Genomic DNA, 25,146 nt, shown 5'->3' on the forward strand with positions numbered 1-25,146 from the left:
ATAGCCCATGGCCGCACACTCCTCCCCGTCGCGCCGCCGATTCCTGCTCGGCGGCCTCGGCCTCGGCGTGGCCGGCGTGGGCGCCCTGGTGCTGGGCTGGGGCGTGCTGCCGCCGCGCCAGCGCCTGCACGGCAGCGCGCCGCTGCCGCTGCACGATGGCGCCGTGGCCCTGAACGGCTGGCTGGCGATTCAATCGGACGGCACGGTGCTGCTGGCCATGCCGCGCAGCGAGATGGGGCAGGGCGTGCACACGGCCTTGCCCATGCTGGTGGCCGAGGAGCTCGACGTGCCTTTGTCCAGCGTCAAGCTGATCCAGGCGCCGATGGACAAGATCTTCGGCAATGTCGCCATGCTCAAGGACAGCCTGCCGTTCCACCCCGATGACCAGGGCCGCTTGAAAGCGCTGGCGCAGTGGACGGTGGCCAAGGCGGCGCGCGAACTGGGCGTGATCGTCACGGGCGGCTCGTCGAGCGTGAAGGATGGCTGGGGCCCCATGCGCGAGGCGGGCGCCTGCGCGCGCGCCATGCTGCTGCAAGCTGCCGCCGCGCAGTGGCAGGTGCCGGCCGCGCAATGCCGCACGGAAAATGGCGACGTGCTCCACCCGCACGGCCGCCGTGCCAGCTACGCCAGCCTGGCGCAGCGCGCCGCCGCCATCGATCCGGGCACGCCCGTGCTGAAGTCGCCCAAGGATTTCAAACTGATCGGCCAGCCGGCGCCGCGCCGCGACACGCCGTCCAAAGTCAATGGCAGCGCGCGTTTCGGCATCGATGCGCGCCCGCCCGGCATGCTGTACGCGGCCCTGCATCTGCCGCCGCGCCTGGGGGATGTTTTGGCCGCGTTCGATGCGGTGCCCATCCTGGCCATGCCCGGCGTTAAAAAGGTGCTGGACCTGACGCCGCAGCTGGCCCAGCGCAGCGTGTCTTGCGCCGCTGTGGTGGCCGATACCTGGTGGCGCGCCAAACAGGCGGCCGCCGCCTTGCCGACGCAGTGGAAGGCGGGCCCGCAGGCGAACTTGTCCAGCGCCGCCGTGTATGCGGAGTTTGCCCGCCTGCTGGATGCCGAAGCGGGCCATGCCTACCACGCCAGCGGCGAGGTGGAAAGCAAGGCCGTGCAGGGCATGCGGCAGGTCAGCGCCGAGTACCGCGCGCCGTTCCTTGCGCACGCCGCCATGGAACCCGTCAACTGCACCGCGCAGGTGAAAAATGGCAAGGTGATGCTGTGGGTCTCGACGCAGGCGCCCGGCATCGCCGTCGACGTGGCGGCGAAGGTGGCCGGCGTCGATGCGAAAGACGTGGCCATCGAGGTGCTGCTGCTCGGCGGCGGTTTCGGCCGCCGCCTGGAAGTGGATATGATCGCGCAAGCCGTGGCCATCGCGCTGCAGTGCGACGGCGCGCCCGTGCAGCTGGTATGGACGCGCGAACAGGACACGGCACACGATATGTACCGTCCCGCCGCGCTGGCCCGCTTCGCGGCCCGTCTCGACGAGCACGGCCGCATCGCGTCTTGGGACAATAAATCCGTCAGCGGCTCCATCACGCACCAGTTTCTGCAGCGCAATTTCGGCTTGCCCGGTGCGGGGCCGGACAAGACCACGGCCGAAGGCGAATTCGACATGCCGTATGAAATCGCCAACCAGCGCATCGCCCACGTGATCGCCGACAGTGCCGTGCCGGTCGGTTACTGGCGCTCGGTCGGGCACTCGCACAATGCATTCTTCAAGGAAAGTTTTATCGACGAGCTCGCGCATGCGGCGGGACAGGACGGCATCGCCTTCCGCCGCGCCATGCTGGTGAACCATCCGCGCCACCTGGCCGTGCTCGACGCGGCGGTGGCCAAGGCGGGCACTCCTCCGCCCGGCCATGCGCATGGCGCGGCCCTGCACCAGTCGTTCGGCAGCATCGTGGCGCAAGTGGCGCAGGTATCGGTGGAAAACGGCGAGATCCGCGTGCAGCGCGTCGTGTGCGCCATCGATTGCGGCATCGCCGTCAATCCGAACATCATCGCCCAGCAGATGGAGTCGGCCGTGCTGTTCGGCCTGTCGGCGGCGCTGGGCGGCGAGATCACCTTCAAGGATGGCAAAGTCGAGCAGAGCAACTTCCACGACTATCCCGTGCTGCGCATGGGGCAAACGCCCGAGGTGGAAACCGTCATCATCGCCAGCGCCGAGCATCCGGAAGGCGTGGGCGAGCCGGGCACGCCGCCGATCGCGCCAGCCGTGGCCAACGCCGTGTTCAGCTTGACGGGGAAGCGGCTGCGCAGCCTGCCGCTGCGCCTGGCTTGATGCGGATCAGGCCAGCGCGGTGGCCAGTAAGTGGCGCAGATTGCAGTCGCGCTGCCAGTCGCGCCGTTCCTGCGTGCTGCTGGCCAGCGCCGCCAGTTCCTCGGCGCTGAGCGCCTGCTGCGCCTGCACCATGCGGTGCGCCAGGCCGCCATCGGGCAGCACGGTGCCGAAGAAGGCCACGTTATCCTCGCGCTGGATCAGCAGGGTGGGGAAGTTGTCGATGTCGAGATCGCCCACCACGTCGGCCTGGTCTTCGATGTCGATCCAGACGAAGACGGTATCCGGGTGGCGCGCGGCCAGTTCCTCGAACGTGGCGCGGTAGCTGCCGCAAGTGCCGCACCACAGCGCGCACAGGCAAGCCACCGTCCAGCGCGGGCCGGCCAGGGCTGCCGCGACGTCGGCGCGGTTATCGGTCGTGAGGGTCAGGCTGTGCATGGCTGTATATATTAGTAGGCTGATGGGCGCGGGGCGCCCGATGCGCGTATTCTACCGCGCCCGGCCCCCGCGGTCCCGAGAATGCATGAGCTTGTTTATGGGTGTTTTTTGATGCAATACACCTTTCTGGTGGATAATGCTGATAATTGCGCGCTGATTACGCTGGTCCATGCTGTTTCCTGGCCCCGCAGCCTGACCCCCTCCAGTCTGTTTTCATGCCCTGCCCGGTGTCAGCGCTCCCGCCTTTGTTTATTTTTATTATGGAATTAGCCAGCTTATGTTGAGTTACCGCCACGCCTTTCACGCGGGTAATCACGCCGATGTGTTGAAACATTATGTGCAGATTCAGTTGTTGCAATATCTGAATCAAAAAGATACCGCCTATAGTTATATCGATACCCATTCCGGCGCGGGCGTGTATGCGCTCGACGGCGGTTATGCCTCGAAAAATGCCGAGTACGAAACGGGCATCGCGCCCCTGTGGGACCGCACGGACTGGCCGGCCTCGCTGGCCGAGTACATGAAGCTGATCAAGGAAATGAATCCGAGCGGCAAGATGCGCTACTACCCGGGTTCGCCGTACTGCGCCGACAAGGTCAGCCGTGAGCAAGACCGTCTGCGCCTGTTCGAGCTGCATCCCGCCGATGCCAAGATTCTGGCTGACAACTTCCGCAAGGTCGAGGCGCATGCGCTGGCTCAGGGCGAGCGTCCTACCGTGCGCGGCAAGCGCGTACTCATCACCAAGGCCGACGGCTTCCAGAGCCTGAAAGCCCTGCTGCCGCCGCCATCGCGCCGCGCGCTGGTGCTGATCGACCCGCCATATGAAGACAAGATGGATTACCGCAAGGTCAAGGACACCCTGGCCGACGCCCTCGTGCGCTTCCCGTCGGGCATGTACGCCGTCTGGTACCCGGTGCTGCAGCGCATGGAATCGCGCCAGTTCGCCGACAAGCTCAAGCAACTGCCCAGCTCGGATTGGCTGCACGTGACCCTGACCGTCAACACGCCGTCGCCGGACGGTTTCGGCTTGCACAGCAGCGGCATGTTCATTTTGAATCCGCCATACACGCTGGAGCCGATGCTGCGCGAAGTCATGCCCTACCTGGTGAAGGTACTGGGCCGCGACGATGGCGCGAAGTTTGTGTTGGAAACGGGCAAGGGCGGGCAGAAAAATACTGGAACAAGAAGAGTGTAGTCATGCTCGGCTTGGTAGTGAGGTAATACAAACGCCACGGTGCAGTCGACCGTGGCGTTTTTTATTGGCTGGCGACGGATTACTGTCCCAGCAGCAAGAACACGGTCGGTTTCTTGTGGAAGTCCGGTGCCTTGCCGGCGGCCAATTGTTTCTTCCACTGTCCGCCATTCCACGTCTGCACGCTTTCCGAGTCCAGGCTCAGGTCGGTGGCGACGCAGATCAGGGTCGATGGCGCGCATTGCGTCACCAGGGCTTCCAGCATGGCGGCGTTGCGGTACGGTGTTTCGATGAGCAGCTGGGTTTGCTTTTCATTGCGCGACCGGCTTTCCAATTCCTTGATGCGCTTGGCGCGCAGGGCCGCGTCCGTGGGCAGGTAGCCGTTGAAGGCGAAGCTCTGGCCGTTCAAGCCGCTGGCCATCACGGCCAGCAGGATCGACGACGGGCCCACCAGCGGGCGTACCTTGATGCCGTGCTGATGCGCCAGACGCACCAGGTCGGCGCCTGGGTCGGCCACGGCGGGCACGCCCGCTTCCGACACGAGGCCCGCATCGCGTCCGGCCAGCAGCGGTGCCAGCAAGCCGGCCAGCGCTTGCGCCGGGGTATTGACGTTCAGTTCGGAAATCATGATTTCCTGCAGCGGCCTGGCCAGCGGATGCTGGTTGCCGATCAATTTCAGGAAGGCGCGCGCCGTCTTGGCATTTTCCGCAACGAAATAATCGAGTTGCGAGGTGATCTGCCGTACTTGCTCGGGAATGATGCGGGCCAGCGGGTCGATGGCGCCGTCGGACAGGCCGAGGTGGTTGGGAATCAGGTACAGGGTGCCGGTCATATTCTTTTTGTCGGTAATTTAAATGATGAAAAACGCCACACCCGCCTTGCGCAGCATGCCGGTAAGGGCGATCAGCGGCAAGCCGGTGAGAGCGGTCGGGTCGGTGCTGTCGATACGTTCGAGCAGGGCGATGCCCAGGCCTTCGTTCTTGGCGCTGCCGGCGCAGTCGTACGGCTGTTCGATGCGCAGGTAGGCGTCCAGCTCGGCATCGGGCAAGTCGCGCACGGTGACGAGGGTCTGGATATCTTCCACCTGCGCCACGGCCGGCGTCTGGCGGCCATCCAGCAGGCACAGTGCCGTGTGGAACACGGTCTGGCGCCCGCGCATGGTTTGCAGCTGGCGCAGGGCGTAGTCATGGTTGCCGGGCTTGCCGATCTGCGCGCCGTCCAGGGTGGCGACCTGATCGGAGCCGATGACGAGGCTGCCAGGATAGCGGTCGAGCACGGCCTGCGCCTTGGCCTGGGCCAGGCGCAGGGCCGTGGCGCTGGGGCTTTCGCCTGGCAGGGGGCTTTCATCGAGATCGGGCACGGCCACCTCGAAAGGCAGACGCAGGCGTTCCAGCAATTCCTTGCGGTAGGTCGAACTCGATGCAAGAATCAAGCGCAATGGGGCGGAAGTTGGTATCATTCGGTAGTGGATGGCGGCCGGCATGGCCGCGCTGGTCGATGTCAGTGGAATTTCACGCAAATTCCAGGGCGCAGAGCCTCTAACTGAGGCCCCATGCGGCATGACGGTGTTGATGAATATGTCATGTTGATGGCAATGATTGCGTCAAAAAAGATGCTTAGCCTTTGACTCCGTGCTAAAAACCCTGTTATTATCGCAGGTTTTCCGGGGAAATTTTCTACCAATGAATGCTTTTGTGATCGACGCCTTTGATTTTTGTCGTATCAGCGGGAGCCGCGAGGGTGTAACTCCTGTCGCTGAAATGACCCGGTTGACCAAGGATTGTGCAGATAGTTCCGGCGAGATCGCCTGGAAGATCGTCGGCGGCACCAGCAAGCTGGGCTACCCACAACTGACCTTGTCGGTCAACGGCACCGTTCAGCTGGTTTGCCAGCGCTGCCTGACTCCGTATGCTTACGCAATTGATTCGACGACCACTCTGATGCTGGGCAAGGATGACGAGCACGCGGACGAGATCGAAGAAATCATCAACGATGAATCGATCGACGTGATCGTCGGCAGCCGCAGCATGGATGCCGCGGCCCTGATCGAAGATGAAGCCTTGCTGGCCCTGCCGCAGGTACCCAAACACGACGTCTGCCCCGATACGGCGCAGCTCGATGCTCTCAAGTCTGAAAAGAAGTCGCCGTTTGCGGCACTGAAAGACTTGAAGCCAGAATAAGTAGTGTAAGAAAGGAAGCCTTAAAAAACCGTAGCGAGCGGCCCGATATCGTCTTGAGTAGCGCAAGCGTACGAAGGTACGCTGAGCAACGCCGAGGCGATAGCGGGAAGCGCAGCAGGTTTTTTATGCTTCCTGTAAAGAACGTGTCAAACGCGTGTAGTAATCGAGTATGGCAAGTGTAGTGAAATGTAATTGTAATAAACGATGTCGGTCCGGGCTATTTTCGGGTAGTCTTTGCCGCTGGGATACTCGATTCGCATGTATTTGCCAATCGATTGTGCTAAAATTTTAGAACTTATGTATTAGGAGTCATCATGGCAGTTCAACAGAACAAGAAAACCCCTTCCAAGCGCGGCATGCACCGTTCGCACGACTTCCTGGTCGCGCCGCAATTGAGCGTCGAGCCAGTTACCGGCGAAACACACATGCGTCACCATATCAGCCCTAACGGCTTCTATCGTGGCCGTAAAGTGTTGAAGACCAAAAACGACGAGTAATCGACGTTTTTGTTGGGTAAGATGAAAGCGGTGTTGCGTGGTTATTCGGCGTGGCGCCGCTTCTTCTTTTTTATCGGCTGCAATTCATCTTGCGCACCCGTCATTTTGAATCAAGCTTGCTCAGGCGGTGCATGACATGCTGCGCCCTGCATATGCTCCAGTCCGATTCACATCTTGCCGCACGCCCGCAGCGGTATTGAATCAACACAAATGACAATCAAAATTTCTATCGACTGTATGGGCGGAGATCACGGTCCCTCAGTCACTATCCCCGCAGCAATTTCCTTCGTAAAACATGAGCCTGAAGCCGAACTGATCCTTGTTGGATTGGAAGACGTGATTCGTGCCGAACTGAAAAAACATAAAGCCGACACGCATCCGCGCCTGTCGGTATTGCATGCCTCCGAACAAGTTACCATGGATGATCCCCTGGAAGTGGCCCTGCGCCGCAAGAAGGATTCCTCCATGCGCGTGGCCATCGAACAGGTCAAGAGCGGCGTCGCGCAAGCCTCCGTCTCCGCCGGTAATACGGCAGCCCTGATGGCCGTGTCGCGCTATGTATTGAAAACCATGTCCGGCGTCGACCGCCCGGCCATCTGCAGCATCTTGCCGAATCAAAAGAACGGCCCGACCTACATGCTGGACCTGGGCGCCAACGTCGATTGCGAACCGCATCACCTGCACCAGTTCGCCATCATGGGTTCCGTGCTCGTGTCCGCCATGGAAGGTATCGCCCGCCCCACGATCGGCTTGCTGAACGTGGGCACGGAAGATATCAAGGGCAATGAAGTGGTGAAACTCACCTCGAAGCTGCTGCAGGCCGACCACGAGCGTGGCGCGCTGAACTTCTACGGCAACGTGGAAGGCAACGATATCTTCAAGGGCACGACCGATATCGTCGTCTGCGACGGTTTTGTCGGCAATGTGACCCTGAAAGCCATCGAAGGCCTGGCGCGCTTCATGAAAGACGTGCTCACTTCCGAATTCAAGCGCAATCCGATTACCATGCTGGGCGCGCTGATCGCCCGCGGGGCCCTGAAAGCCATCGGCAACCGCTTGAATCCATCGCGTTACAACGGCGCCAGCCTGCTGGGCTTGCGTGGTCTCGTCTTCAAGAGCCATGGCAGCGCCGATGCCTATTCGTTTGAATGGGCCTTGCGCCGCGCCTTTGATGCGGCAAAAAATGACGTGCAAGCGCATCTGGCCAGCCTGATCGCCGAGCTGATGCCGCGCACGCCAGTACCGGACGAACCTACATCAACAAGCTCTACCATTTAGTGGACGGGTATTTGCATGACTGTTTTTAGCAAAACTTACAGCAAAATTATCGGTACCGGCAGCTACTTGCCGGAGAAACGCGTCACCAACCAGGATTTGACCGAACAGCTTGCCGCCAAGGGCATCGAGACGTCGGATGAATGGATCGTGTCGCGCAGCGGCATTTCGGCGCGCCATTATGCGGCGCCGTCGCAAAATTCCTCGGACCTGGGCGTGGAAGCGGCCAAAAAGGCCCTGGACATGGCGGGCCTGAACGGCAACGACCTGGACCTGATCATCGTCGCCAGCTCGACCCCCGATTTCTTCGGCAGCTTCCCCAGCACCGCCTGCATCGTGCAAAACAAGCTGGGCATCACGAACAATTGCGCCGCCGTCGACGTGCAAGCCGTCTGCAGCGGTTTCGTGTATGCGGTGGCCACGGCCGACAGTTTCATTCAGTCGGGCATGCATAAAAACGTGCTGGTGATCGGCGCCGAAGTGTTTTCGCGCATCCTCAATTTCGACGACCGCGGCACCTGCGTGCTGTTCGGCGACGGCGCCGGCGCCATCGTCATGACGGCGTCGAAAGAGCCGGGCATCCTGGCCACCAAGCTGCACGCGGACGGCCGCCACTCGGACATCCTCAGCGTGCCGGGCAGCCTGGCCGGTGGCGCGCTGGCCGGCAGCGCCTTCCTGTACATGGATGGCCCGGCCGTGTTCAAGCTGGCCGTGTCCGTGCTGGAAAAGGTCGCGCACGAAGCCTTGGCGCACGCCAACATGACCTCGGACCAGATCGACTGGCTGATCCCGCACCAGGCGAACATCCGCATCATGAACAGCACGGCCAAGAAACTCGGTTTGCCGCTGGACAAGATGGTCGTCACCGTCGACCAGCATGGCAACACCTCGGCCGCTTCGATCCCGCTGGCGCTCGACATCGCCGTGCGCGATGGCAGGGTCAAGAAGGGCGACAACGTCATGATGGAAGGCGTGGGCGGCGGCTTTACCTGGGGCGCCGTGCTGGCGCGCATGTAATCCCGCAACACTATTAAAAAAACGGAGTCGACATGACACAATTTGCATTTGTTTTCCCAGGCCAAGGCTCGCAAGCGATTGCGATGCTCGATGGTTTCGCCGGCAACCCCGTGGTGGCGCAGACCGTCGCCGAAGCGTCGGACGCCCTGCAATTCGACCTGGGCAAGCTGATCGCCGAAGGTCCGAAGGAAGAACTGGACCTGACCACCAACACGCAACCGGTGATGCTGACGGCGGCCGTGGCCTTCTACCGCGCCTGGCTGGCGGCCGGCGGCCCCGCGCCGACGGTTGTGGCCGGTCACAGCCTCGGTGAATATTCGGCGCTGGTCGCCGCCGGCGTGATCTCGTTCAAGGATGCCGTGCCGCTCGTGCGTTTCCGCGCGCAAGCCATGCAGGAAGCCGTACCGGTAGGGCAGGGCACGATGGCTGTCGTGCTGGGCCTGTCGGACGACGACGTGCGCGCCGCCTGTGCGGAAGCGGCGGCGGAAAACCCGGCCCTGGTGGTCGAGCCCGTCAATTTCAATGCGCCAGCGCAAGTCGTCATCGCCGGCCACACGGCGGCCGTCGAGCGCGCCTGCGAACTGGCCAAGGCCAAGGGCGCCAAGCGCGCCATGAAGCTGCCCGTTTCCGCGCCATTCCACTCGTCGCTGCTCAAGCCGGCATCGGACCGCCTGCGCGAGTACATGGCCGGCCTGACGTTCGCCGCGCCGCAGATCGCCCTGATCAACAACGTCGACGTGGCCATCGTCAACGACGTGGCCGGCATCAAGGATGCCCTCGTGCGCCAGGCGGCCAGCCCTGTACGCTGGGTGGAAACGATGCAGAAAGTGGCTCTTGAGGGCATCACGCAAGTGATCGAATGCGGTCCGGGCAAGGTCCTGATGGGCCTGGCCAAGCGCATCGATCCCGTGCTGGTGGGCGACGCCATCGTCGACCAGGCCTCGCTGGAACGCATTTTGACGCAGCTCAAATAAACATCAGATCGCGGCAGCCTGCCTGCCGCGGTTGCTTTTAAGGATACTCATGAATTTAGCAAATCAAGTCGTGCTGGTCACGGGCGCCTCGCGCGGCATCGGCCGCGCCATCGCCACCGAACTGGGCAAGCAGGGCGCTACCGTCGTCGGCACCGCCACCTCGGAAAGCGGCGCGCAAGCGATCACCGATTACCTGGCCGCCGAAGGCGTCACGGGCAAGGGCCTGGTCCTGAACGTGACCGATGCGGCGCGCTGCGCGGCCGTCGTCGATGAAGTGCAGAAAACCTACGGCAGCCTGTCTATCCTGGTCAACAATGCGGGCATCACGCAAGACCAGCTGGCCATGCGCATGAAGGATGAAGAGTGGGACAGCGTCATTTCGACGAACCTGTCGGCCGTCGGCCGCCTGTCGCGCGCCGTACTGCGCGGCATGATGAAAGCCAAAACTGGGCGTATCATTAATATCACGTCGGTGGTGGCGTCGTCGGGCAATCCGGGGCAAATGAATTACGCGGCGGCCAAGGCCGGCGTGGAAGGCATGAGCCGCGCGCTGGCGCGTGAAATCGGCAGCCGCAACATTACCGTGAACTGCATCGCCCCGGGCTTCATCGATACCGACATGACCAAGGCCTTGAGCGAAGAGCAGCACGCGGCCCTGTTGACGCAAATTCCCCTGTCCCGCCTGGGCAAACCGGAAGACGTGGCGGCAGCGGTAGCCTTTCTGGCCTCGCCGCAAGCGGCGTATATCACGGGCACGACCCTGCACGTGAACGGCGGAATGTACATGAATTGATGTGAAAGGTAGACGGGGCGGGCGTTTGTGGCATGATTCAACGGCCGTTTTTGTCTATAATCGCATCTTTTAGCAGCAGCTTCGGTCGAATTAGCAGCAGACACCGAAATTAGTATTCGGACGCGCAAACCTGATAAAATGCGCGCACTTTCCGTAACACACACTTTGGAGCCATAACATGTCGGATATCGAACAACGCGTTAAGAAAATCGTCGCTGAGCAACTGGGCGTTGCAGAAGCAGACATCAAAATCGAATCCTCCTTCGTCGACGATCTCGGCGCCGATTCCCTGGACACCGTGGAACTGGTCATGGCCCTGGAAGACGAATTCGAAATGGAAATCCCTGACGAACAAGCTGAAAAAATCACCACCGTGCAACAGGCGATCGACTACGCCACTGCACACGTCAAGGCCTAAGCCTGTCTGACCGACTTCAGGAGAATCGCTTGAGCCGTTCTAAAAACCGTCGTGTTGTTGTAACCGGCCTGGGCTGCGTTTCACCTGTCGGCAATACTATTGCCGAGGCGTGGGGCGCAATCATTGAAGGTAAATCCGGCATTGCCACGATTACCAAGTTTGATGCACAGCCATTCACCACGCATTTTGCCGGTGAAGTCAAAGGCTTCAATATCGAAGATTACATCTCCGGTAAGGAAGCCCGCCATATGGATACCTTTATCCATTACGGCATGGCTGCGGGCATCCAGGCGATGCAGGACTCCGGCCTGGAAGTGACCGAGGAAAATGCCGAGCGCATCGGCGTGATCATCGGTTCCGGTATCGGCGGCTTGCCGCTGATCGAGGAAACCAAGTCCGAGTACGAAAAGCGCGGTCCGCGCCGTATCTCGCCATTTTTCGTGCCTGCCTCGATCATTAACATGATCTCTGGCAACCTTTCGATCAAATATGGTCTGAAGGGCCCGAACCTGGCGATCGTGACGGCGTGTACCACCGGTTTGCACAGCATCGGTGCCGCAGCGCGCATGATCGAGTACGGCGATGCCGACGTCATGATCGCCGGTGGCGCCGAATCGACCGTGTCGCCGCTGGGCCTGGGCGGTTTCGCCTCGGCACGCGCCTTGTCGACCCGCAACGACGATCCGGCAACGGCATCGCGTCCGTGGGATGCCGACCGCGACGGCTTCGTGCTGGGCGAGGGCGCTGGCGTCATGGTGCTGGAAGACTACGAGCACGCGGTAGCCCGTGGTGCCAAGATCTATGCCGAAGTGCATGGTTTCGGGATGAGCGCAGATGCTTATCACATGACCTCGCCGCTGGAAGATGGCAGCGGCGGCAGCAAATCGGTGATCGCGGCCCTCAACAACGCCGGCTTGAACGCGGATCAGATTCAGTACCTGAACGCGCACGGCACGTCGACCCCGCAAGGCGACGTGGCGGAAGTGATGGGCATCAAACGCACCTTCGGCGAGCACGCCAAGAATCTGGTCGTCAACTCGACGAAATCGATGACGGGCCATTTGCTGGGCGGCGCGGGCGGTCTGGAAGCGGTGTTTACGGTCCTGGCATTGCACCATCAGGTGTCGCCTCCGACCATCAACATCTTCAACCAGGATCCGGCTTGCGATCTCGATTTCTGTGCCAACACGGCGCGTGATATGAAGATCGATTATGCAGTGAAGAATTCGTTCGGCTTCGGCGGCACGAATGGCACATTGATTTTCGGTAAAGCGAAATAAGCAGGAACTTTCAAGCGCTCGCTACGGTCAAATCGTAGTGAGCGCTGATTCGGCGCCAACGTTCGTTGGCGCCTGAATTTGCCCGGCATGGTGCCGGCGCGCCTTTTTTTCCCATGAAGTATGTCGATCGCGGTAGCGGCTGTCATTCGCACGCCTGTCTGTTTGCGCCTGTTGCAAGCGGTGCTGGGGCTGTGCGCCTTGCTGGTTGCCTGGCCCTTGAGCGGCGCATGGCGCGCTGCGGCGGTGCCTGGCCAGCTGGTGGGCGCTTATGCGCTGGGCTGGCCCGGTGCGGTGCTGAGTGCGGCTGGCGGCGTGTTTTTGCTCGCTTTGCTGCGCAGGCGCAGAAAGCCGCAGGCGCTTGATATTTCGCCGGTCGGCCAATTGCGGCTGGCGGTATATCTGGAGCGTGGCGGGGCGTCGCGGACGGATGCCGCCGGAGGGGCGGAACCGCCCGGCCCGGGGCCGTCGCAGCCGTCAGGACTGCGCCTGTTGCCGGGCTCAACCCTGTGGCCGTCGCTGCTGGTGCTGTGCCTGGCCGATGCCGCAGGGCGGCGCACGCAGCTGCTGGTGCTGCGCGGCGACGGTTGCCCCGCCTTCCGTCCGCTGGCCGTGGCGTGCCGGGCCATTGCGGCGCGGAGTGGGGACGAATAAAAGTGGGATGAGCACTGAACTTCTTGCAGCGGGCCAACTCTATATCCATACAGGCGCCCACGCTGCATGACTACAGGGACATTGGGCGTGAGGACAGAGCGCGAGTATGATCAGTTACTGGTCGAGCGGGTGCAGGCTGGCGACAAACGGGCATTCGATGTGCTGGTATCGAAATATCAGCGCCGCTTGATGCGCCTCGTGTCGCGCCTTGTGCATGACCCGGCGGAGGCCGAAGATGTGGTGCAGGAAACCTTTATCAAGGCATACCGGGCGCTGCGACATTTCCGCGGCGATGCCGCCTTTTATACCTGGCTGTATCGCATCGGCATCAACACGGCCAAGAATTATCTCGTCACGCAGGGGAGGCGCGCCGCCACGTCCAGCGATGCCGACGCCGAGCAGGCGGAGTCCTTCGATGATGGTAATAAATTGCGCGACAACAATACACCCGAATCGGTGCTGGCGAGCAAGCAGATTGCGGCCACCGTCAATGCGGCCATGGATGTGCTGCCCATCGAATTGCGCACGGCCATCGTGCTGCGCGAAATCGAGGGCCTGAGCTATGAAGAAATATCGGAGATCATGGCGTGCCCCATCGGCACCGTGCGTAGCCGGATTTTTCGCGCGCGCGAAGTGATTGCGGAGAAATTGAAACCGTTGCTGGACATGCCGATTGACAAGCGCTGGTAATCTGAGGAGTATGAGGTTGGCATGGCTGCGTCCGGTTTTCGCACCGATCCTCTTGAAATGGCAGGACCATCATGGATACGCACACACGATTGCACGAGACTATTTCCGCGCTGGCCGATGGCGAGCTGGCGGCGAGCGAACTTGAACTGGCTTTTGCGGCCCTCGACACGCCATCGGGGCGGCAAGCCTGGAATGCCTATCGCCATATCGGTGACGTGCTGCGCTCGGAGGAGTGCGGCCACGCGCTGAGCGCCCAGTTCGATGGCCGCCTGGCCAGCCGCCTGGCCGCCGAGGCGGCGCCTGAGGGGGCGGCTGCCCGTGCGGAGCCGGTGCTGCCCCTGTCCGCCGCCATCGTGCCGCCGGGGGCGGCCGAGCCGCTGGACGCGGGACCGCTGGCGCAGCGCTAGCTAACGCGTTTTCCATCTTATGCCAGGCTTAACGCCCGCGTCACCCTCTTGACACTGGACTTCGGTACGATTGACACTGTGTGCAGGCAATATCTTGCTTTTGCGATATATTGTTGCATTGTTTGCCATATGCGCTGCCATGTGCGCTGCCGGGTGTGTTTGCCCTCGGGATGCCGTCATGACGGCCAATCGTGCATGCAGGCAATCGCCTGATCCGCGTTTTGATCCGTTTATATATTCGAAGAGATCCTTTCCATGAAAAAAAACATGTGTGCCGCCAGCAAGTCGTTTTCAGTGAAGACGCTTTCCGCTCTATTATTCGGAACCGCTGGCGTGTTTCTGGCCCCCTCCATGCTGGGCCTGGCGCCACAGGCGCAGGCCGCCGTGCCGGCAGTGAAACTGCCTGATTTCTCGGACCTGGTCGACGCCGTCGGCCCGGCCGTCGTGAATATCCGCACCACCGAGCGCTTGAGAATGGGCGGCGCCGGCGCGGGCAGTCAGGATGAGCAGGAAATGCAGGAATTCCTGCGCCGCTTCTTCGGCGGCGCCATGCCGACGCCGCGCCAGCAGGCGCCGCGCGGCGGCCGCCGCGCCGTGCCGCAGGAACAGGAAGTCCAGCGCGGCGTGGGCTCCGGCTTCATCATCTCGGCCGATGGCTATGTGCTGAGCAATGCCCACGTGGTCGATGGCGCCGATGAAGTCTACGTGACCCTGACGGACAAGCGCGAATTCAAGGCCAAGGTGATCGGCGCCGATGCGCGCACCGACGTGGCCCTGCTGAAAATCGAGGGCGGCAACCTGCCGCGCCTGACCATCGGCGACTCGAACAAGATACGCGTGGGCGAATGGGTGATCGCCATCGGCTCGCCGTTCAACCTGGAAAACACAGTGACGGCCGGCATCATTTCCGCCAAGTCGCGCGACACGGGCGACTACCTGCCGCTGATCCAGAGCGACGTGGCCGTCAATCCCGGCAACTCGGGCGGTCCCTTGATCAATATGCGCGGCGAAGTGATCGGGATCAATTCGCAGATCGCCACCCTGTCCGGCGCCTACAACGGCATTTCATTTGCCGTGCCCATCGATGAAGCCATGCGCGTGGGCGAGCAGCTGAAAAAGACAGGCAAGGTCGTGCGTGGCCGCATCGGCGTGCAGATCGGCGAAGTGAGCAAGGACGTGGCGGAATCGCTGGGCTTGCCGAATGCCAAGGGCGCGCAAGTGTCGATGGTGGAGCCGGGCGGTCCGGCCGACAAGGCGGGCATCAAGCCTGGCGACATCATCCTGAAATTCAACGGCGCGCCCATCGAGCGTTCGTCCGATCTGCCGCGCCTGGTAGGCGGCGCTGCCGTCAACGGCAAGTCCACGGTCACCGTCTGGCGCAAGGGCGCGCAGCAGGACATTCCCGTCACCGTCGTCGAGCTGGAGAGCGAGAAAACGGCGAAGAAGGGCGCCAGGGAGCCGGAAGCGCAAGCCGTCAATGCACTGGGATTGAAGGTCAGCGACGTGCCGGCCGCGAAGAAGCAGGAATTGAAGATCGACGCCGGCGTGCTGGTCGAGGATGCCGATGGCGTGGCGGCCCTGGCCGGCCTGCAGCCTGGCGACGTCATCTTGCAATTGAATAACGTTGCCGTGAAAGATGCCAAGCAGTTCAATGCCCTGGTGGCCAAGCTCGATCCGAAAAAGACGTCGGCCGTGCTGGTGCGCCGCGGCGATACGGCGCAATTCGTCTCCTTGCGTCCGTCGGCCAAGTAACGATGTGATCATCCCGCATTCCGGCCGCAGCCGGGATGCGGTATTCTACCGCCATGCACTTCACCCTCTATTCCCGCAGTTATTGCCATTTATGCCAGGACATGCTCGACGCCTTGCTCCTGCTGCAGCCGCCCGGCAAACCGTTCACGGTGGACGTGATCGACATCGACGCCTCGCCCGACGCCACGCTGCTGGCCCGTTTCGACGAGTTGGTGCCGGTGCTGTTCGGCGACCTGGCGCAACCCGAGCTCTGTCATTATTTCCTTGACGAGGCGGCCGTGCGGCGCTGCCTGGTGTAGCTTAACTGGCAATATTGACACTGCATTGCACCATTCTGGTGCCGGAAACAGCCGAAAATGTCGGCTTGGCCCGGTGCCGGCCTCATAAGACGGGCTTTCTACTCTGAAATCCGGTAAAATGGGGAGGTCGAAAAAGCTACTGTCCGAGGCAGCAGCTTCTGTCGCTTCAAAAGCGCTCGCTTGGGCATGTAGATGTCCTGCTCGGAGCGCTTTTTTCATCATGAGTGGGGCGCCTGGTTTTGGCCCTGTTTGGCCCGGACATGATCCCCCTGATTCCTGTTAAAGCAGTGTCGTCAACTTCGCACTTATATTAGTTAATGAACAACATACGCAACTTCTCCATCATCGCCCATATTGACCACGGTAAATCGACCCTGGCTGACCGCATCATTCAATTGTGCGGCGGCTTGTCCGACCGCGAGATGGAGGCGCAGGTGCTCGATTCGATGGATCTGGAGCGCGAGCGCGGCATTACCATCAAGGCGCAAACGGCGGCCCTGCACTACAAGGCGCGCGATGGCCAGATCTACAACCTGAACCTGATCGATACGCCGGGCCACGTCGACTTCAGCTATGAAGTGTCGCGCTCGCTGTCGGCGTGCGAAGGCGCGCTGCTGGTGGTGGACGCATCGCAAGGCGTGGAAGCGCAAACGGTCGCCAACTGCTACACGGCGCTGGACCTGGGCGTGGAAGTGGTGCCCGTCCTGAACAAGATCGACTTGCCGAACGCGGATCCGCCGAGCGCGATTGCCGAGATCGAAGACGTGATCGGCATTGATGCGGGCGACGCCGTGCATTGCTCGGCCAAGACGGGCTTCGGCGTGCTCGACGTGCTCGAGCAGCTGATCGTCAAGGTGCCGCCGCCGAAGGGCGACCCCGATGCGCCGCTGCAGGCGCTGATCGTCGACTCCTGGTATGACGCCTATGTGGGCGTGGTCATGCTGGTGCGCGTCATCAACGGCACCCTGAAACCGAAAGACAAGATCCGCCTGATGGCCACCGATTCGGTGCAGCTGGTGGAAGACATCGGCGTGTTCTCGCCCCGTTCGCAATCCTTGCCGCAATTGTCGGCAGGCCAGGTGGGCTTCATCATCGCCGGCATCAAGGAATTGAAAGCGGCGAAAGTGGGCGATACCGTCACCCTGGCCAACCGTCCTGCCGCCGCGCCATTGCCTGGCTTTAAGGAAGTGCAGCCGCAAGTGTTCGCTGGCCTGTTCCCGGTGGAAGCGAACCAGTACGACGCGCTGCGCGACTCGCTGGAAAAGCTGAAACTGAACGACGCGGCCCTGATGTACGAGCCGGAAGTGTCGCAGGCGCTGGGCTTCGGTTTCCGCTGCGGCTTCCTGGGCTTGCTGCACATGGAAATCGTGCAGGAGCGCCTCGAACGCGAATTCGACATGGACCTGATCACCACGGCGCCCACCGTGGTGTACGAAGTGATCCAGCGCGACGGCACCATGATCAACGTCGACAACCCGTCGAAGATGCCCGATCCGTCGCGCATCGAGGAAGTGCGCGAGCCTATCGTCACGGTCAATCTGTACATGCCGCAGGAATACGTCGGCTCCGTGATTACCCTGTGCATCGGCAAGCGCGGCATCCAGATGGACATGAGCTACCACGGCCGCCAGGTCAAGCTCGTGTATGAAATGCCGATGGCCGAGATCGTGCTGGACTTCTTCGACCGCCTGAAATCGACGTCGCGCGGCTATGCCTCGATGGATTACGAGTTCAAGGAATACCGCGCGGCCGACGTGGTCAAGGTCGACATGCTGATCAACAGCGAAAAAGTCGATGCGCTGGCCATCATCGTCCACCGTTCGAACAGCCAGTACCGTGGCCGCCAAGTGGCCGCCAAGATGCGCGAACTGATCCCGCGCCAGATGTTCGACGTGGCGATTCAGGCCACCATCGGCGCGAACATCATTTCGCGCGAAAACGTGAAAGCCTTGCGCAAGAACGTCCTGGCGAAGTGCTATGGCGGCGACATCAGCCGCAAGAAGAAATTGCTGGAAAAACAAAAGGCGGGTAAGAAACGCATGAAGCAAGTGGGTTCCGTGGAGATCCCGCAAGAAGCATTCCTGGCAATTTTACAAGTGGATGGTTAATCAATGAACCTGCAAGTGATTTTAGGAAATTTCGCTTTAATCCTGTTCGTGCTGATGGTGTTGACGGGTCTGGTCTGGTGCCTGGATGTGTTTTATCTGTCCAAGCAGCGCCGCAAGGCGGCCGACCGCGCCCTGGCTGAATTCGATGCGCGCCAGTCCAAGCTGGCCGCCGAGGGTATCAAGTCCGATGCGGGCGGCAGCCGCGCGAGCATCGAGGCGGCCCTGTTGCGCCAGCCGACCTGGGTCGAGTATTCGGGCAGCTTCTTCCCCGTCATCGCCCTCGTGTTCTGCCTGCGTTCGTTCCTGTACGAGCCGTTCAAGATCCCGTCGAGCTCGATGGTGCCAACCTTGCTGGTCGGTGACTTGATCCTGGTCAACAAGTTCACCTATGGCATTCGTTTGCCGATCGTCAACAAGCGCATCATCGAAGTCAACGATCCGCAGCGCGGCGACGTGATGGTGTTCAAGTATCCGAAAGATATGTCGCAAGACTATATCAAGCGCGTGATCGGTGTGCCCGGTGATAAAATCACCTATGAAAACAAGCGCTTGACGGTCAACGGCAAGGAAGTGGCGTACACCCCGCTGGACGACTACCTCGATGATGAAAGCACGGTCTACCACAAGCAGCTGGAAGAAAACCTGACGGGCGTGAGCCACCGCATCCTCAACGACGAGCCCGCTCCCACGTTGAACTTGCGCGAAGTGAAGGATTTCCCGCACAAGGAAGCGTGCGACTACAACGAAGACGGCTTTACGTGTGTGGTGCCAGAGGGCAATTACTTCATGATGGGCGACAACCGCGACAATAGCGCGGACAGCCGCTACTGGGGCTTCGTGCCGAACGAAAACATCGTCGGCAAGGCTTTCCTGGTGTGGATGAACTTCAGCAATCCGAAACGCGTGGGCGGCATACACTAAGCCGGCCTGGTCTGTAGAGACAGACCGCCCCTGGCTGCCGCGCCGATTCCCCGCGCGGCGGCCAGCCGAATTACTCAGATGACACAGAAACAATAATGAATCTTCAGCTATTGCAAACCCGTTTAGGCTATACGTTCCAGGATGCTGGCCTGTTGCAGCAAGCCTTGACGCACCGTAGCCACAGCAGTTTGCATAACGAGCGGCTGGAATTCCTCGGCGACTCCATCCTCAACTGCGTGGTCGCTTCCATCCTGTACGAACGCTTCAAGTCCATCGACGAGGGCGACCTGTCGCGCCTGCGCGCCAATCTGGTCAAGCAGCAGTCGCTGTATGAAATCGCGCAAAAGCTGGAACTGTCGCAATTCCTGCGCCTGGGCGAAGGCGAACTGAAATCGGGTGGCTTCCGCCGTCCATCGATCCTCGCCGACACGCTGGAAGCCTTGCTGGGCGCGATTTTCCTCGACACGGGTTTCGACGCCGCCAGCACCGTGATCCGCGCGTTCTATATCCCCATCCTCGACTCGGTCGATCCGCAAACCCTGGGCAAGGATGCCAAGACCCTGCTGCAGGAGTTTTTGCAAAGCAAGAAAATTTCGCTGCCACAGTACAACGTGGTGGCCACCCATGGCGCCGCCCACAGCCAGGAATTCGAGATCGAATGCCTGGTGCCGAAATTGAATATCCAGGTTTACGGCCGTGGCGGAAGCCGCCGCGCCGGTGAGCAAGCCGCCGCCAAACTGGCGCTGGACGTGGCCGAGCAGGCGCTGTTGAAGTCGCCCGCCGCCAGCCGCAAGCCCAAACCGCGCGCCGCCCAGCTCAAGCTGGCCGGCATTGCCACCATCCAGAGCGACGACGCGCAAGCCACCGCTGCCCCGGCGATCGCCGCTCACACTAAACAGAATCGACACTAGCATGACAGCCACCAAAATGCCCGACAACTTCCGCTGTGGCTATATCGCCATCGTGGGCCGCCCCAACGTGGGCAAATCGACCCTGATGAACGTGCTGATCGGCGCGAAGGTCAGCATCACTTCGCGCAAGGCGCAAACCACGCGCCACCGCATCACGGGCATCCAGACGGTGCCGGACGCGCAATTCATCTACGTCGACACGCCTGGCTTCCAGACGCGCCATTCGAACGCGTTGAACAAGACGCTCAACAAGACCGTCACGAACACGCTGATTTCCTCGGACGTGATTTTGTACGTGATCGAGGCGGGCACGTTTGGCCCGGCCGACCAGCAAGTGATGGACCTGCTGCCGAAGGAAGTGCCGTGCATCCTCGTCATCAACAAATCGGACCGCGTCAAGGACAAGGCCGTGCTGCTGCCGTTCGCGCAAAAGATCGCCGCCATGCGCGACTTCGCCGCCATCGTGCCCGTGTCCGCCAAGCTGCACTTCCAGCTGGAAGGCTTGCAGAACGAGATCAAGCGTTTCTTGCCGGAAAACCAGCCCATCTTTGGCCCGGACGACATCACGGACCGCAGCGAAAAATTCCTCGCCTCGGAAATCGTGCGCGAAAAACTGTTCCGCTTCGTGGGCGACGAACTGCCGTACACGAGCACCGTGCTGATCGAGAAATTCGAGCAGGAAGGCGATTTGCGCCGCGTGTTTGCCGCCATCCTGGTCGAGCGCGATACGCACAAGTCCATGATCATCGGCAACAAGGGCGCGCGCCTGAAGGAAGTCTCCACCCAGGCCCGCCTGGATATGGAGAAGCTGTTCGGCGGCCCCGTGTACCTGGAAATCTGGGTCAAGGTCAAGTCGGGCTGGGCCGACAACGAGGCGGGCTTGCGCGCCTACGGCTACGAGTAATCCGCAACCCGGGGGCGACGCTACACGCATGAGCACCACCACGCCAGCGCTGCACGATCCTGCGCCAGCCACACTCGTCGTTCCCGCGCCGGCGGCCATCGCGCCGCCGGCGGCACCTTCCGCACCACCTCCACGGCGCAGCCGTCCGCCCGCGCGCGACGGCCGCATCACGGGCCAGCCAGCCTTCGTGCTGCACAGTTATCCGCATAAAGAAACCAGCCTCATCGTCGACGTGTTTACGCGCGAGTACGGCCGCATCGCGCTCGTCGCCAAGGGCGCCAAGCGGCCCCATTCGCAGTTGCGCGGCGTGCTGCAGACCTTCCAGCCGCTGCAGGCGGGCTGGACGGGGAAGTCCGAGCTGCGCATCCTGACGGGCGCCGAATGGGTGGGCGGCATGCTGCCGCTGGAAAAGACGGCCCTGCTGTGCGGTTTCTATCTGAACGAATTGCTGGTGAAACTGCTGGCGCGCGACGACCCGCATCCCGTCCTGTTCGACCACTACGTTGCCACCTTGAATCAACTGGCGCACAATGAGCCGCCGCCCATCGTGCTGCGCAAGTTCGAGCGCGCGCTGCTCAAGGAAACGGGCGTGGCGGCCGACCTGACGCGCTGCACGGGCACGCGCCAGGCCGTCGAAGCGGGGCAGGTGTACGTGGTCGACCCGGAACGGGGGCCGCGCCCGGCGCGCGCCGCCGACGCCTGGCCCAAGATCACGGGCAAGACCCTGCTCGACATGGAGCGCGAAGATTACCTTGACGTGGCCACGCAGGCGCAAAGCAAGCTGCTGATGCGCTTTTTGCTGGCCCATCAACTGGGGGGCGCCACCTTGAACACGCGCCAGATACTGATCGATTTAATGCAGCTGTAGTGCTGCTCTTTACATTGCAGCGCTACGGCACTTTACGGATACCATCACCATGAGCTTTTTGCAGCCTTCCGGCCCCGTCATCGACCTGGGCGTCAATATCGACCACGTGGCCACCTTGCGCAATGCGCGCGGCACCGCGTATCCGGACCCGATCCGCGCGGCCTTGCTGGCCGAACAGGCGGGCGCCGACGCCATCACCCTGCATTTGCGCGAAGACCGCCGCCACATCAAGGATGCGGACGTGATCGCCATCGCGCCGCAATTGCTCACGCGCATGAACCTGGAAGCGGCCGTGACGCAGGAAATGATCGACTTCGCCTGCGGCATCCGCCCGGCCGACGTGTGCCTGGTGCCGGAAAAGCGCACGGAAGTGACGACGGAAGGGGGCCTGGACGTGGTGCGCTACTTCAAGGAAGTGCAGGCTGCCGTCAAGCAATTGCAGGGCGAGGGCATCCGCGTGAGCCTGTTCATCGATGCCGACGAGCAGCAGATCGCCGCCGCCGCCGAACTGGGTGCGCCCGTGATCGAGCTGCACACGGGGCGCTACGCCGATACCGAGGGCGCGGAACAGCTGGCGGAATTGGAACGCATCAAGGCGGGCGTGCTGTTCGGCGTGGGCCGCGGCTTGAAGGTCAATGCGGGCCACGGCTTGCACTACACCAATGTGCAGGCGATCGCCGCCATTCCCGATATTAGCGAACTGAACATCGGCCACGCCATCGTCGCGCATGCCGTGTTTGTCGGCTGGGAAAACGCCGTGCGCGAAATGAAAGCCATCATGGTGGCGACACGCATCGGCCACCGCGCCTGATAAGGGAGCGCAGCATGATCTACGGCATCGGTACCGATATCTGCAAGATTCCCCGCATCGAGGCGGCCTTGGCGCGCCACGGCGAGCGTTTCGCCAAAAAGATACTGGGACCGCAGGAGCTGGAAAAATTCCGCGCCCGCAGCGCCAAGAATGCCGTGCGCGGCGTGCGTTTTCTCGCCACGCGTTTCGCGGCCAAGGAGGCGTTTTCCAAGGCCATCGGCCTGGGCTTGCGCATGCCGATGACCTGGCCCGCCGCGCAGATGCTGAACCACCCCAGCGGCAAGCCGATGATCGTCTGCAGCGGCGTGCTGGCGGAATTCATGGAAAAAAACCGGTTGAGCGCGCAAGTGACGATCAGCGATGAAGAAGAATATGCGGTCGCGTTCGTGATCGTGGAGCAAGCAGTGCAAGAATGAGCCAGCAATGACCGAAGCAAGCCCAGAACCTTCCTTGGCGGAAACGCCGCCCGACCCGCGCGCGCAGGTGCTGGCCACCGTTGCCAAGCTGCCGAACCTGCCCGGCGTGTACCGCTATTTCGACGCCGCCGACAAGGTGTTGTACGTCGGCAAGGCGCGCGACCTGAAAAAGCGCGTGTCCAGCTATTTCCAGAAAAACCTGGCCAGCCCCCGCATCGCCATGATGGTCGAGCGCATCGCGCGCCTGGAAACGACCGTCACGCACAGCGAAGCGGAAGCGCTGATCCTGGAAAACAATCTGATCAAGGCGCTGCAGCCGCGCTACAACATCCTGTTCCGCGATGATAAATCGTATCCGTATCTGAAAATCACCAATGGCGACGCGCCGCGCATGGTGTATTACCGGGGCGCGGTGGACAAGAAAAACCAGTATTTCGGGCCGTTCCCCAGTTCCTGGGCCGTCAAGGAATCGATGCAGATCCTGCAAAAGGTGTTCCTGATCCGCACCTGCGAGGACAGCGTCTACGCCAACCGCACGCGGCCCTGCCTGCTGCACCAGATCGGCCGCTGCAGCGCGCCGTGCGTGGACCTGATCAGCAAGGAAGATTATAAAAACGACGTGGAAAACGCGGCGCGCTTCCTGCGCGGGCGCCAGAGCGAGGTGATGGCCGACCTGGAAAAGAAGATGCACGCGTTTGCCGCCGAACTGAAATTCGAGCAAGCCGTGGTGGTGCGCAACCAGATCGCTTCGCTGTCGCGCGTGCTGCACCAGCAGAGCATGGAAACGACGGGCGACGCCGACGTCGACATCATCGCCGTGCTGGTCCAGGGCGGGCGCGCCTGCGTCAACCTGGCCATGGTGCGGGGCGGGCGCCACCTGGGCGACCGCGCCTATTTCCCCAGCCAGCTCAGCGATGCGGCGGCGATTGCCGAAGAAGCCATCGAGGTGGAAGTGCTGGCCGCCTTCCTGGCCCAGCACTACACGGAAAAATTCATTCCCGGTACCCTGATCCTTAATATCGAATTCGACCAGCCGGCCCTGATGGTGGCGCTGATGGAGCAGTGCGGCCACCGCATCAACCTGATCTTCCAGCCGCAGGGGCAGCGCCGCCAGTGGCTGGAAATGGCGCAGAAGGGCGCCGAGATTTCGCTGGCGCGCCTGCTGTCCGAGCAGGGTTCGCAGCAATCGCGCACGCGGGCGCTGGCCGAGGCGCTGCGCCTGGAAACGGAAGACCTCGACAGCCTGCGCGTCGAGTGTTTCGACATCAGCCACACGCAGGGCGAAGCGACGCAGGCCTCGTGCGTCGTGTTCCACCACCACGCCATGCAGAACGGCGAATACCGGCGCTACAACATCAACGACATCACGCCCGGCGACGATTACGCGGCCATGCGCCAGGTCTTGATGCGCCGCTACGAAAAGGTGGCCAATGGCGACGGCGTGATGCCCGACGTGGTGCTGATCGACGGCGGCAAGGGACAGATCGAAATGGCGCGCCAGGTGTTCGCCGAGCTGGGACTCGATATCAGCTTGATTGTCGGCGTGGCCAAGGGGGAAGGGCGCAAGGTGGGCCTGGAAACCCTGTTGTTCGTCGATGGCCGTCCGGCGCAGGAACTGGGCAAGGAATCGGCGGCGCTGATGCTGATCGCGCAGATCCGCGACGAGGCGCACCGCTTCGCCATCACGGGCATGCGCGCCAAGCGGGCCAAGACGCGCCAGACCTCGCGGCTGGAAGAGATCGAAGGCATTGGCGCCAAGCGCCGCCAGAAACTGCTGTCGCGCTTTGGCGGCTTGCGCGGCGTGGTCGATGCCAGCGTCGAGGATCTGATGTCGGTGGAGGGGATTTCCACCCAGCTGGCCGAAGAGATTTACAAGCAGTTGCATTAGTGCTCGAACGGGTGCGCCAGACCTCGCGCCTGGAAGAAATCGAAAGGGGCACAATGCGCGGCGCCAAGCGCCGCCAGAAACTGCTGTCGCGCTTTGGCGGCTTGCGCGGCGTGGTCGACGCCAGCGTCGAGGATCTGATGTCGGTGGAGGGGATTTCCACGCAGCTGGCCGAAGAGAT

At 61.9% G+C, this 25,146-nt stretch carries 26 protein-coding genes; 23 read left to right on the forward strand and 3 right to left on the reverse strand.

What is annotated here, in order from left to right; genetic code table 11:
* The first annotated feature begins 7 nt into the window (after positions 1-7).
* Positions 8-2,281, forward strand: a complete 2,274-nt coding sequence (locus ACQ4WQ_RS04790; RefSeq protein ID WP_436495023.1) for a xanthine dehydrogenase family protein molybdopterin-binding subunit — start codon at positions 8-10, stop codon at positions 2,279-2,281.
* A 6-nt stretch (positions 2,282-2,287) separates the two neighbouring features.
* On the opposite strand, the gene ACQ4WQ_RS04795 is transcribed toward ACQ4WQ_RS04790, so the two are convergent.
* Positions 2,288-2,716, reverse strand: coding sequence for a thioredoxin family protein (locus ACQ4WQ_RS04795; protein WP_436495025.1), 429 nt, complete (start codon positions 2,714-2,716; stop codon positions 2,288-2,290).
* A 277-nt stretch (positions 2,717-2,993) separates the two neighbouring features.
* Between ACQ4WQ_RS04795 and ACQ4WQ_RS04800 the strand changes: the two genes are divergently transcribed.
* Positions 2,994-3,911 carry a 23S rRNA (adenine(2030)-N(6))-methyltransferase RlmJ gene (locus tag ACQ4WQ_RS04800; protein ID WP_092714677.1) on the forward strand — a complete coding sequence of 306 codons (918 nt, stop codon included), beginning with the start codon at positions 2,994-2,996 and terminating at the stop codon, positions 3,909-3,911.
* A gap of 79 nt (positions 3,912-3,990) precedes the next feature.
* Here the strand turns inward: ACQ4WQ_RS04800 and ACQ4WQ_RS04805 are convergent, their stop codons facing one another.
* Positions 3,991-4,740: an SAM-dependent methyltransferase gene (locus ACQ4WQ_RS04805; RefSeq protein ID WP_436495028.1), complete on the reverse strand. Its 750-nt coding sequence runs from the start codon at positions 4,738-4,740 to the stop codon at positions 3,991-3,993.
* An 18-nt stretch (positions 4,741-4,758) separates the two neighbouring features.
* Positions 4,759-5,367: a Maf-like protein gene (locus ACQ4WQ_RS04810; RefSeq protein WP_436495030.1), complete on the reverse strand. Its 609-nt coding sequence runs from the start codon at positions 5,365-5,367 to the stop codon at positions 4,759-4,761.
* A 223-nt stretch (positions 5,368-5,590) separates the two neighbouring features.
* On the opposite strand from ACQ4WQ_RS04810, the gene ACQ4WQ_RS04815 reads away from it, so the two are divergent.
* The 21 genes from ACQ4WQ_RS04815 (at position 5,591) to uvrC (ending at position 24,968) form a co-directional block, all read left to right on the forward strand.
* Positions 5,591-6,088 (forward strand): YceD family protein, encoded by a 498-nt coding sequence (locus tag ACQ4WQ_RS04815; RefSeq protein ID WP_436495032.1) that lies wholly within the window; start codon positions 5,591-5,593, stop codon positions 6,086-6,088.
* A gap of 314 nt (positions 6,089-6,402) precedes the next feature.
* Positions 6,403-6,585 carry a 50S ribosomal protein L32 gene (rpmF, locus tag ACQ4WQ_RS04820; protein WP_034749653.1) on the forward strand — a complete coding sequence of 61 codons (183 nt, stop codon included), beginning with the start codon at positions 6,403-6,405 and terminating at the stop codon, positions 6,583-6,585.
* A gap of 210 nt (positions 6,586-6,795) precedes the next feature.
* Positions 6,796-7,863 (forward strand): phosphate acyltransferase PlsX, encoded by a 1,068-nt coding sequence (plsX, locus tag ACQ4WQ_RS04825; RefSeq protein WP_102294926.1) that lies wholly within the window; start codon positions 6,796-6,798, stop codon positions 7,861-7,863.
* A gap of 15 nt (positions 7,864-7,878) precedes the next feature.
* On the forward strand, positions 7,879-8,877 hold the full coding sequence (locus ACQ4WQ_RS04830; protein WP_436495034.1) for a beta-ketoacyl-ACP synthase III: 999 nt from the start codon (positions 7,879-7,881) through the stop codon (positions 8,875-8,877).
* 32 nt (positions 8,878-8,909) lie between these two features.
* Entirely contained in the window at positions 8,910-9,851 is a 942-nt protein-coding gene (gene fabD / locus ACQ4WQ_RS04835; RefSeq protein ID WP_436495036.1) for an ACP S-malonyltransferase, read from the forward strand.
* 49 nt (positions 9,852-9,900) lie between these two features.
* Positions 9,901-10,644, forward strand: a complete 744-nt coding sequence (fabG, locus tag ACQ4WQ_RS04840; protein WP_034749638.1) for a 3-oxoacyl-ACP reductase FabG — start codon at positions 9,901-9,903, stop codon at positions 10,642-10,644.
* 178 nt (positions 10,645-10,822) lie between these two features.
* Positions 10,823-11,062 (forward strand): acyl carrier protein, encoded by a 240-nt coding sequence (gene acpP, locus ACQ4WQ_RS04845; RefSeq protein WP_008449912.1) that lies wholly within the window; start codon positions 10,823-10,825, stop codon positions 11,060-11,062.
* 29 nt (positions 11,063-11,091) lie between these two features.
* Positions 11,092-12,342: a beta-ketoacyl-ACP synthase II gene (gene fabF / locus ACQ4WQ_RS04850; protein ID WP_326455852.1), complete on the forward strand. Its 1,251-nt coding sequence runs from the start codon at positions 11,092-11,094 to the stop codon at positions 12,340-12,342.
* A gap of 120 nt (positions 12,343-12,462) precedes the next feature.
* Complete coding sequence (locus tag ACQ4WQ_RS04855) at positions 12,463-12,993, forward strand: hypothetical protein (protein ID WP_436495038.1); 531 nt, start codon at positions 12,463-12,465, stop codon at positions 12,991-12,993.
* 66 nt (positions 12,994-13,059) lie between these two features.
* Entirely contained in the window at positions 13,060-13,683 is a 624-nt protein-coding gene (gene rpoE / locus ACQ4WQ_RS04860) for an RNA polymerase sigma factor RpoE (protein ID WP_070223871.1), read from the forward strand.
* Positions 13,684-13,754: 71 nt separating this feature from the next.
* Entirely contained in the window at positions 13,755-14,090 is a 336-nt protein-coding gene (locus ACQ4WQ_RS04865; RefSeq protein WP_326455854.1) for a sigma-E factor negative regulatory protein, read from the forward strand.
* 255 nt (positions 14,091-14,345) lie between these two features.
* On the forward strand, positions 14,346-15,842 hold the full coding sequence (locus ACQ4WQ_RS04870) for a DegQ family serine endoprotease (protein ID WP_436495041.1): 1,497 nt from the start codon (positions 14,346-14,348) through the stop codon (positions 15,840-15,842).
* 53 nt (positions 15,843-15,895) lie between these two features.
* The gene (locus ACQ4WQ_RS04875; RefSeq protein ID WP_436495042.1) at positions 15,896-16,141 is read left to right on the forward strand and encodes a glutaredoxin family protein; all 246 of its coding nucleotides are present in this window, start codon (positions 15,896-15,898) and stop codon (positions 16,139-16,141) included.
* Between the two features lie 317 nt (positions 16,142-16,458).
* Positions 16,459-18,249 (forward strand): translation elongation factor 4, encoded by a 1,791-nt coding sequence (lepA, locus tag ACQ4WQ_RS04880; protein WP_034749621.1) that lies wholly within the window; start codon positions 16,459-16,461, stop codon positions 18,247-18,249.
* Positions 18,250-18,252: 3 nt separating this feature from the next.
* Complete coding sequence (lepB, locus tag ACQ4WQ_RS04885) at positions 18,253-19,170, forward strand: signal peptidase I (RefSeq protein WP_436495044.1); 918 nt, start codon at positions 18,253-18,255, stop codon at positions 19,168-19,170.
* Positions 19,171-19,265: 95 nt separating this feature from the next.
* Positions 19,266-20,081 (forward strand): ribonuclease III, encoded by an 816-nt coding sequence (gene rnc, locus ACQ4WQ_RS04890; protein WP_436495046.1) that lies wholly within the window; start codon positions 19,266-19,268, stop codon positions 20,079-20,081.
* A gap of 1 nt (position 20,082) precedes the next feature.
* On the forward strand, positions 20,083-20,985 hold the full coding sequence (gene era, locus ACQ4WQ_RS04895) for a GTPase Era (RefSeq protein WP_034749612.1): 903 nt from the start codon (positions 20,083-20,085) through the stop codon (positions 20,983-20,985).
* A 28-nt stretch (positions 20,986-21,013) separates the two neighbouring features.
* Complete coding sequence (recO, locus tag ACQ4WQ_RS04900; protein WP_326455858.1) at positions 21,014-21,853, forward strand: DNA repair protein RecO; 840 nt, start codon at positions 21,014-21,016, stop codon at positions 21,851-21,853.
* Positions 21,854-21,902: 49 nt separating this feature from the next.
* Positions 21,903-22,664 carry a pyridoxine 5'-phosphate synthase gene (gene pdxJ, locus ACQ4WQ_RS04905; RefSeq protein WP_436495048.1) on the forward strand — a complete coding sequence of 254 codons (762 nt, stop codon included), beginning with the start codon at positions 21,903-21,905 and terminating at the stop codon, positions 22,662-22,664.
* 14 nt (positions 22,665-22,678) lie between these two features.
* Positions 22,679-23,080, forward strand: a complete 402-nt coding sequence (acpS, locus tag ACQ4WQ_RS04910; RefSeq protein ID WP_436495050.1) for a holo-ACP synthase — start codon at positions 22,679-22,681, stop codon at positions 23,078-23,080.
* A 7-nt stretch (positions 23,081-23,087) separates the two neighbouring features.
* A complete protein-coding gene (gene uvrC, locus ACQ4WQ_RS04915) occupies positions 23,088-24,968 on the forward strand; it encodes an excinuclease ABC subunit UvrC (RefSeq protein WP_436495052.1) in 1,881 nt (626 codons plus the stop codon).
* Positions 24,969-25,146: the final 178 nt, after the last annotated feature.

Origin of the sequence: Janthinobacterium goodfellowi, assembly GCF_051380695.1 — a bacterium.
Lineage (GTDB): Bacteria > Pseudomonadota > Gammaproteobacteria > Burkholderiales > Burkholderiaceae_D > Janthinobacterium.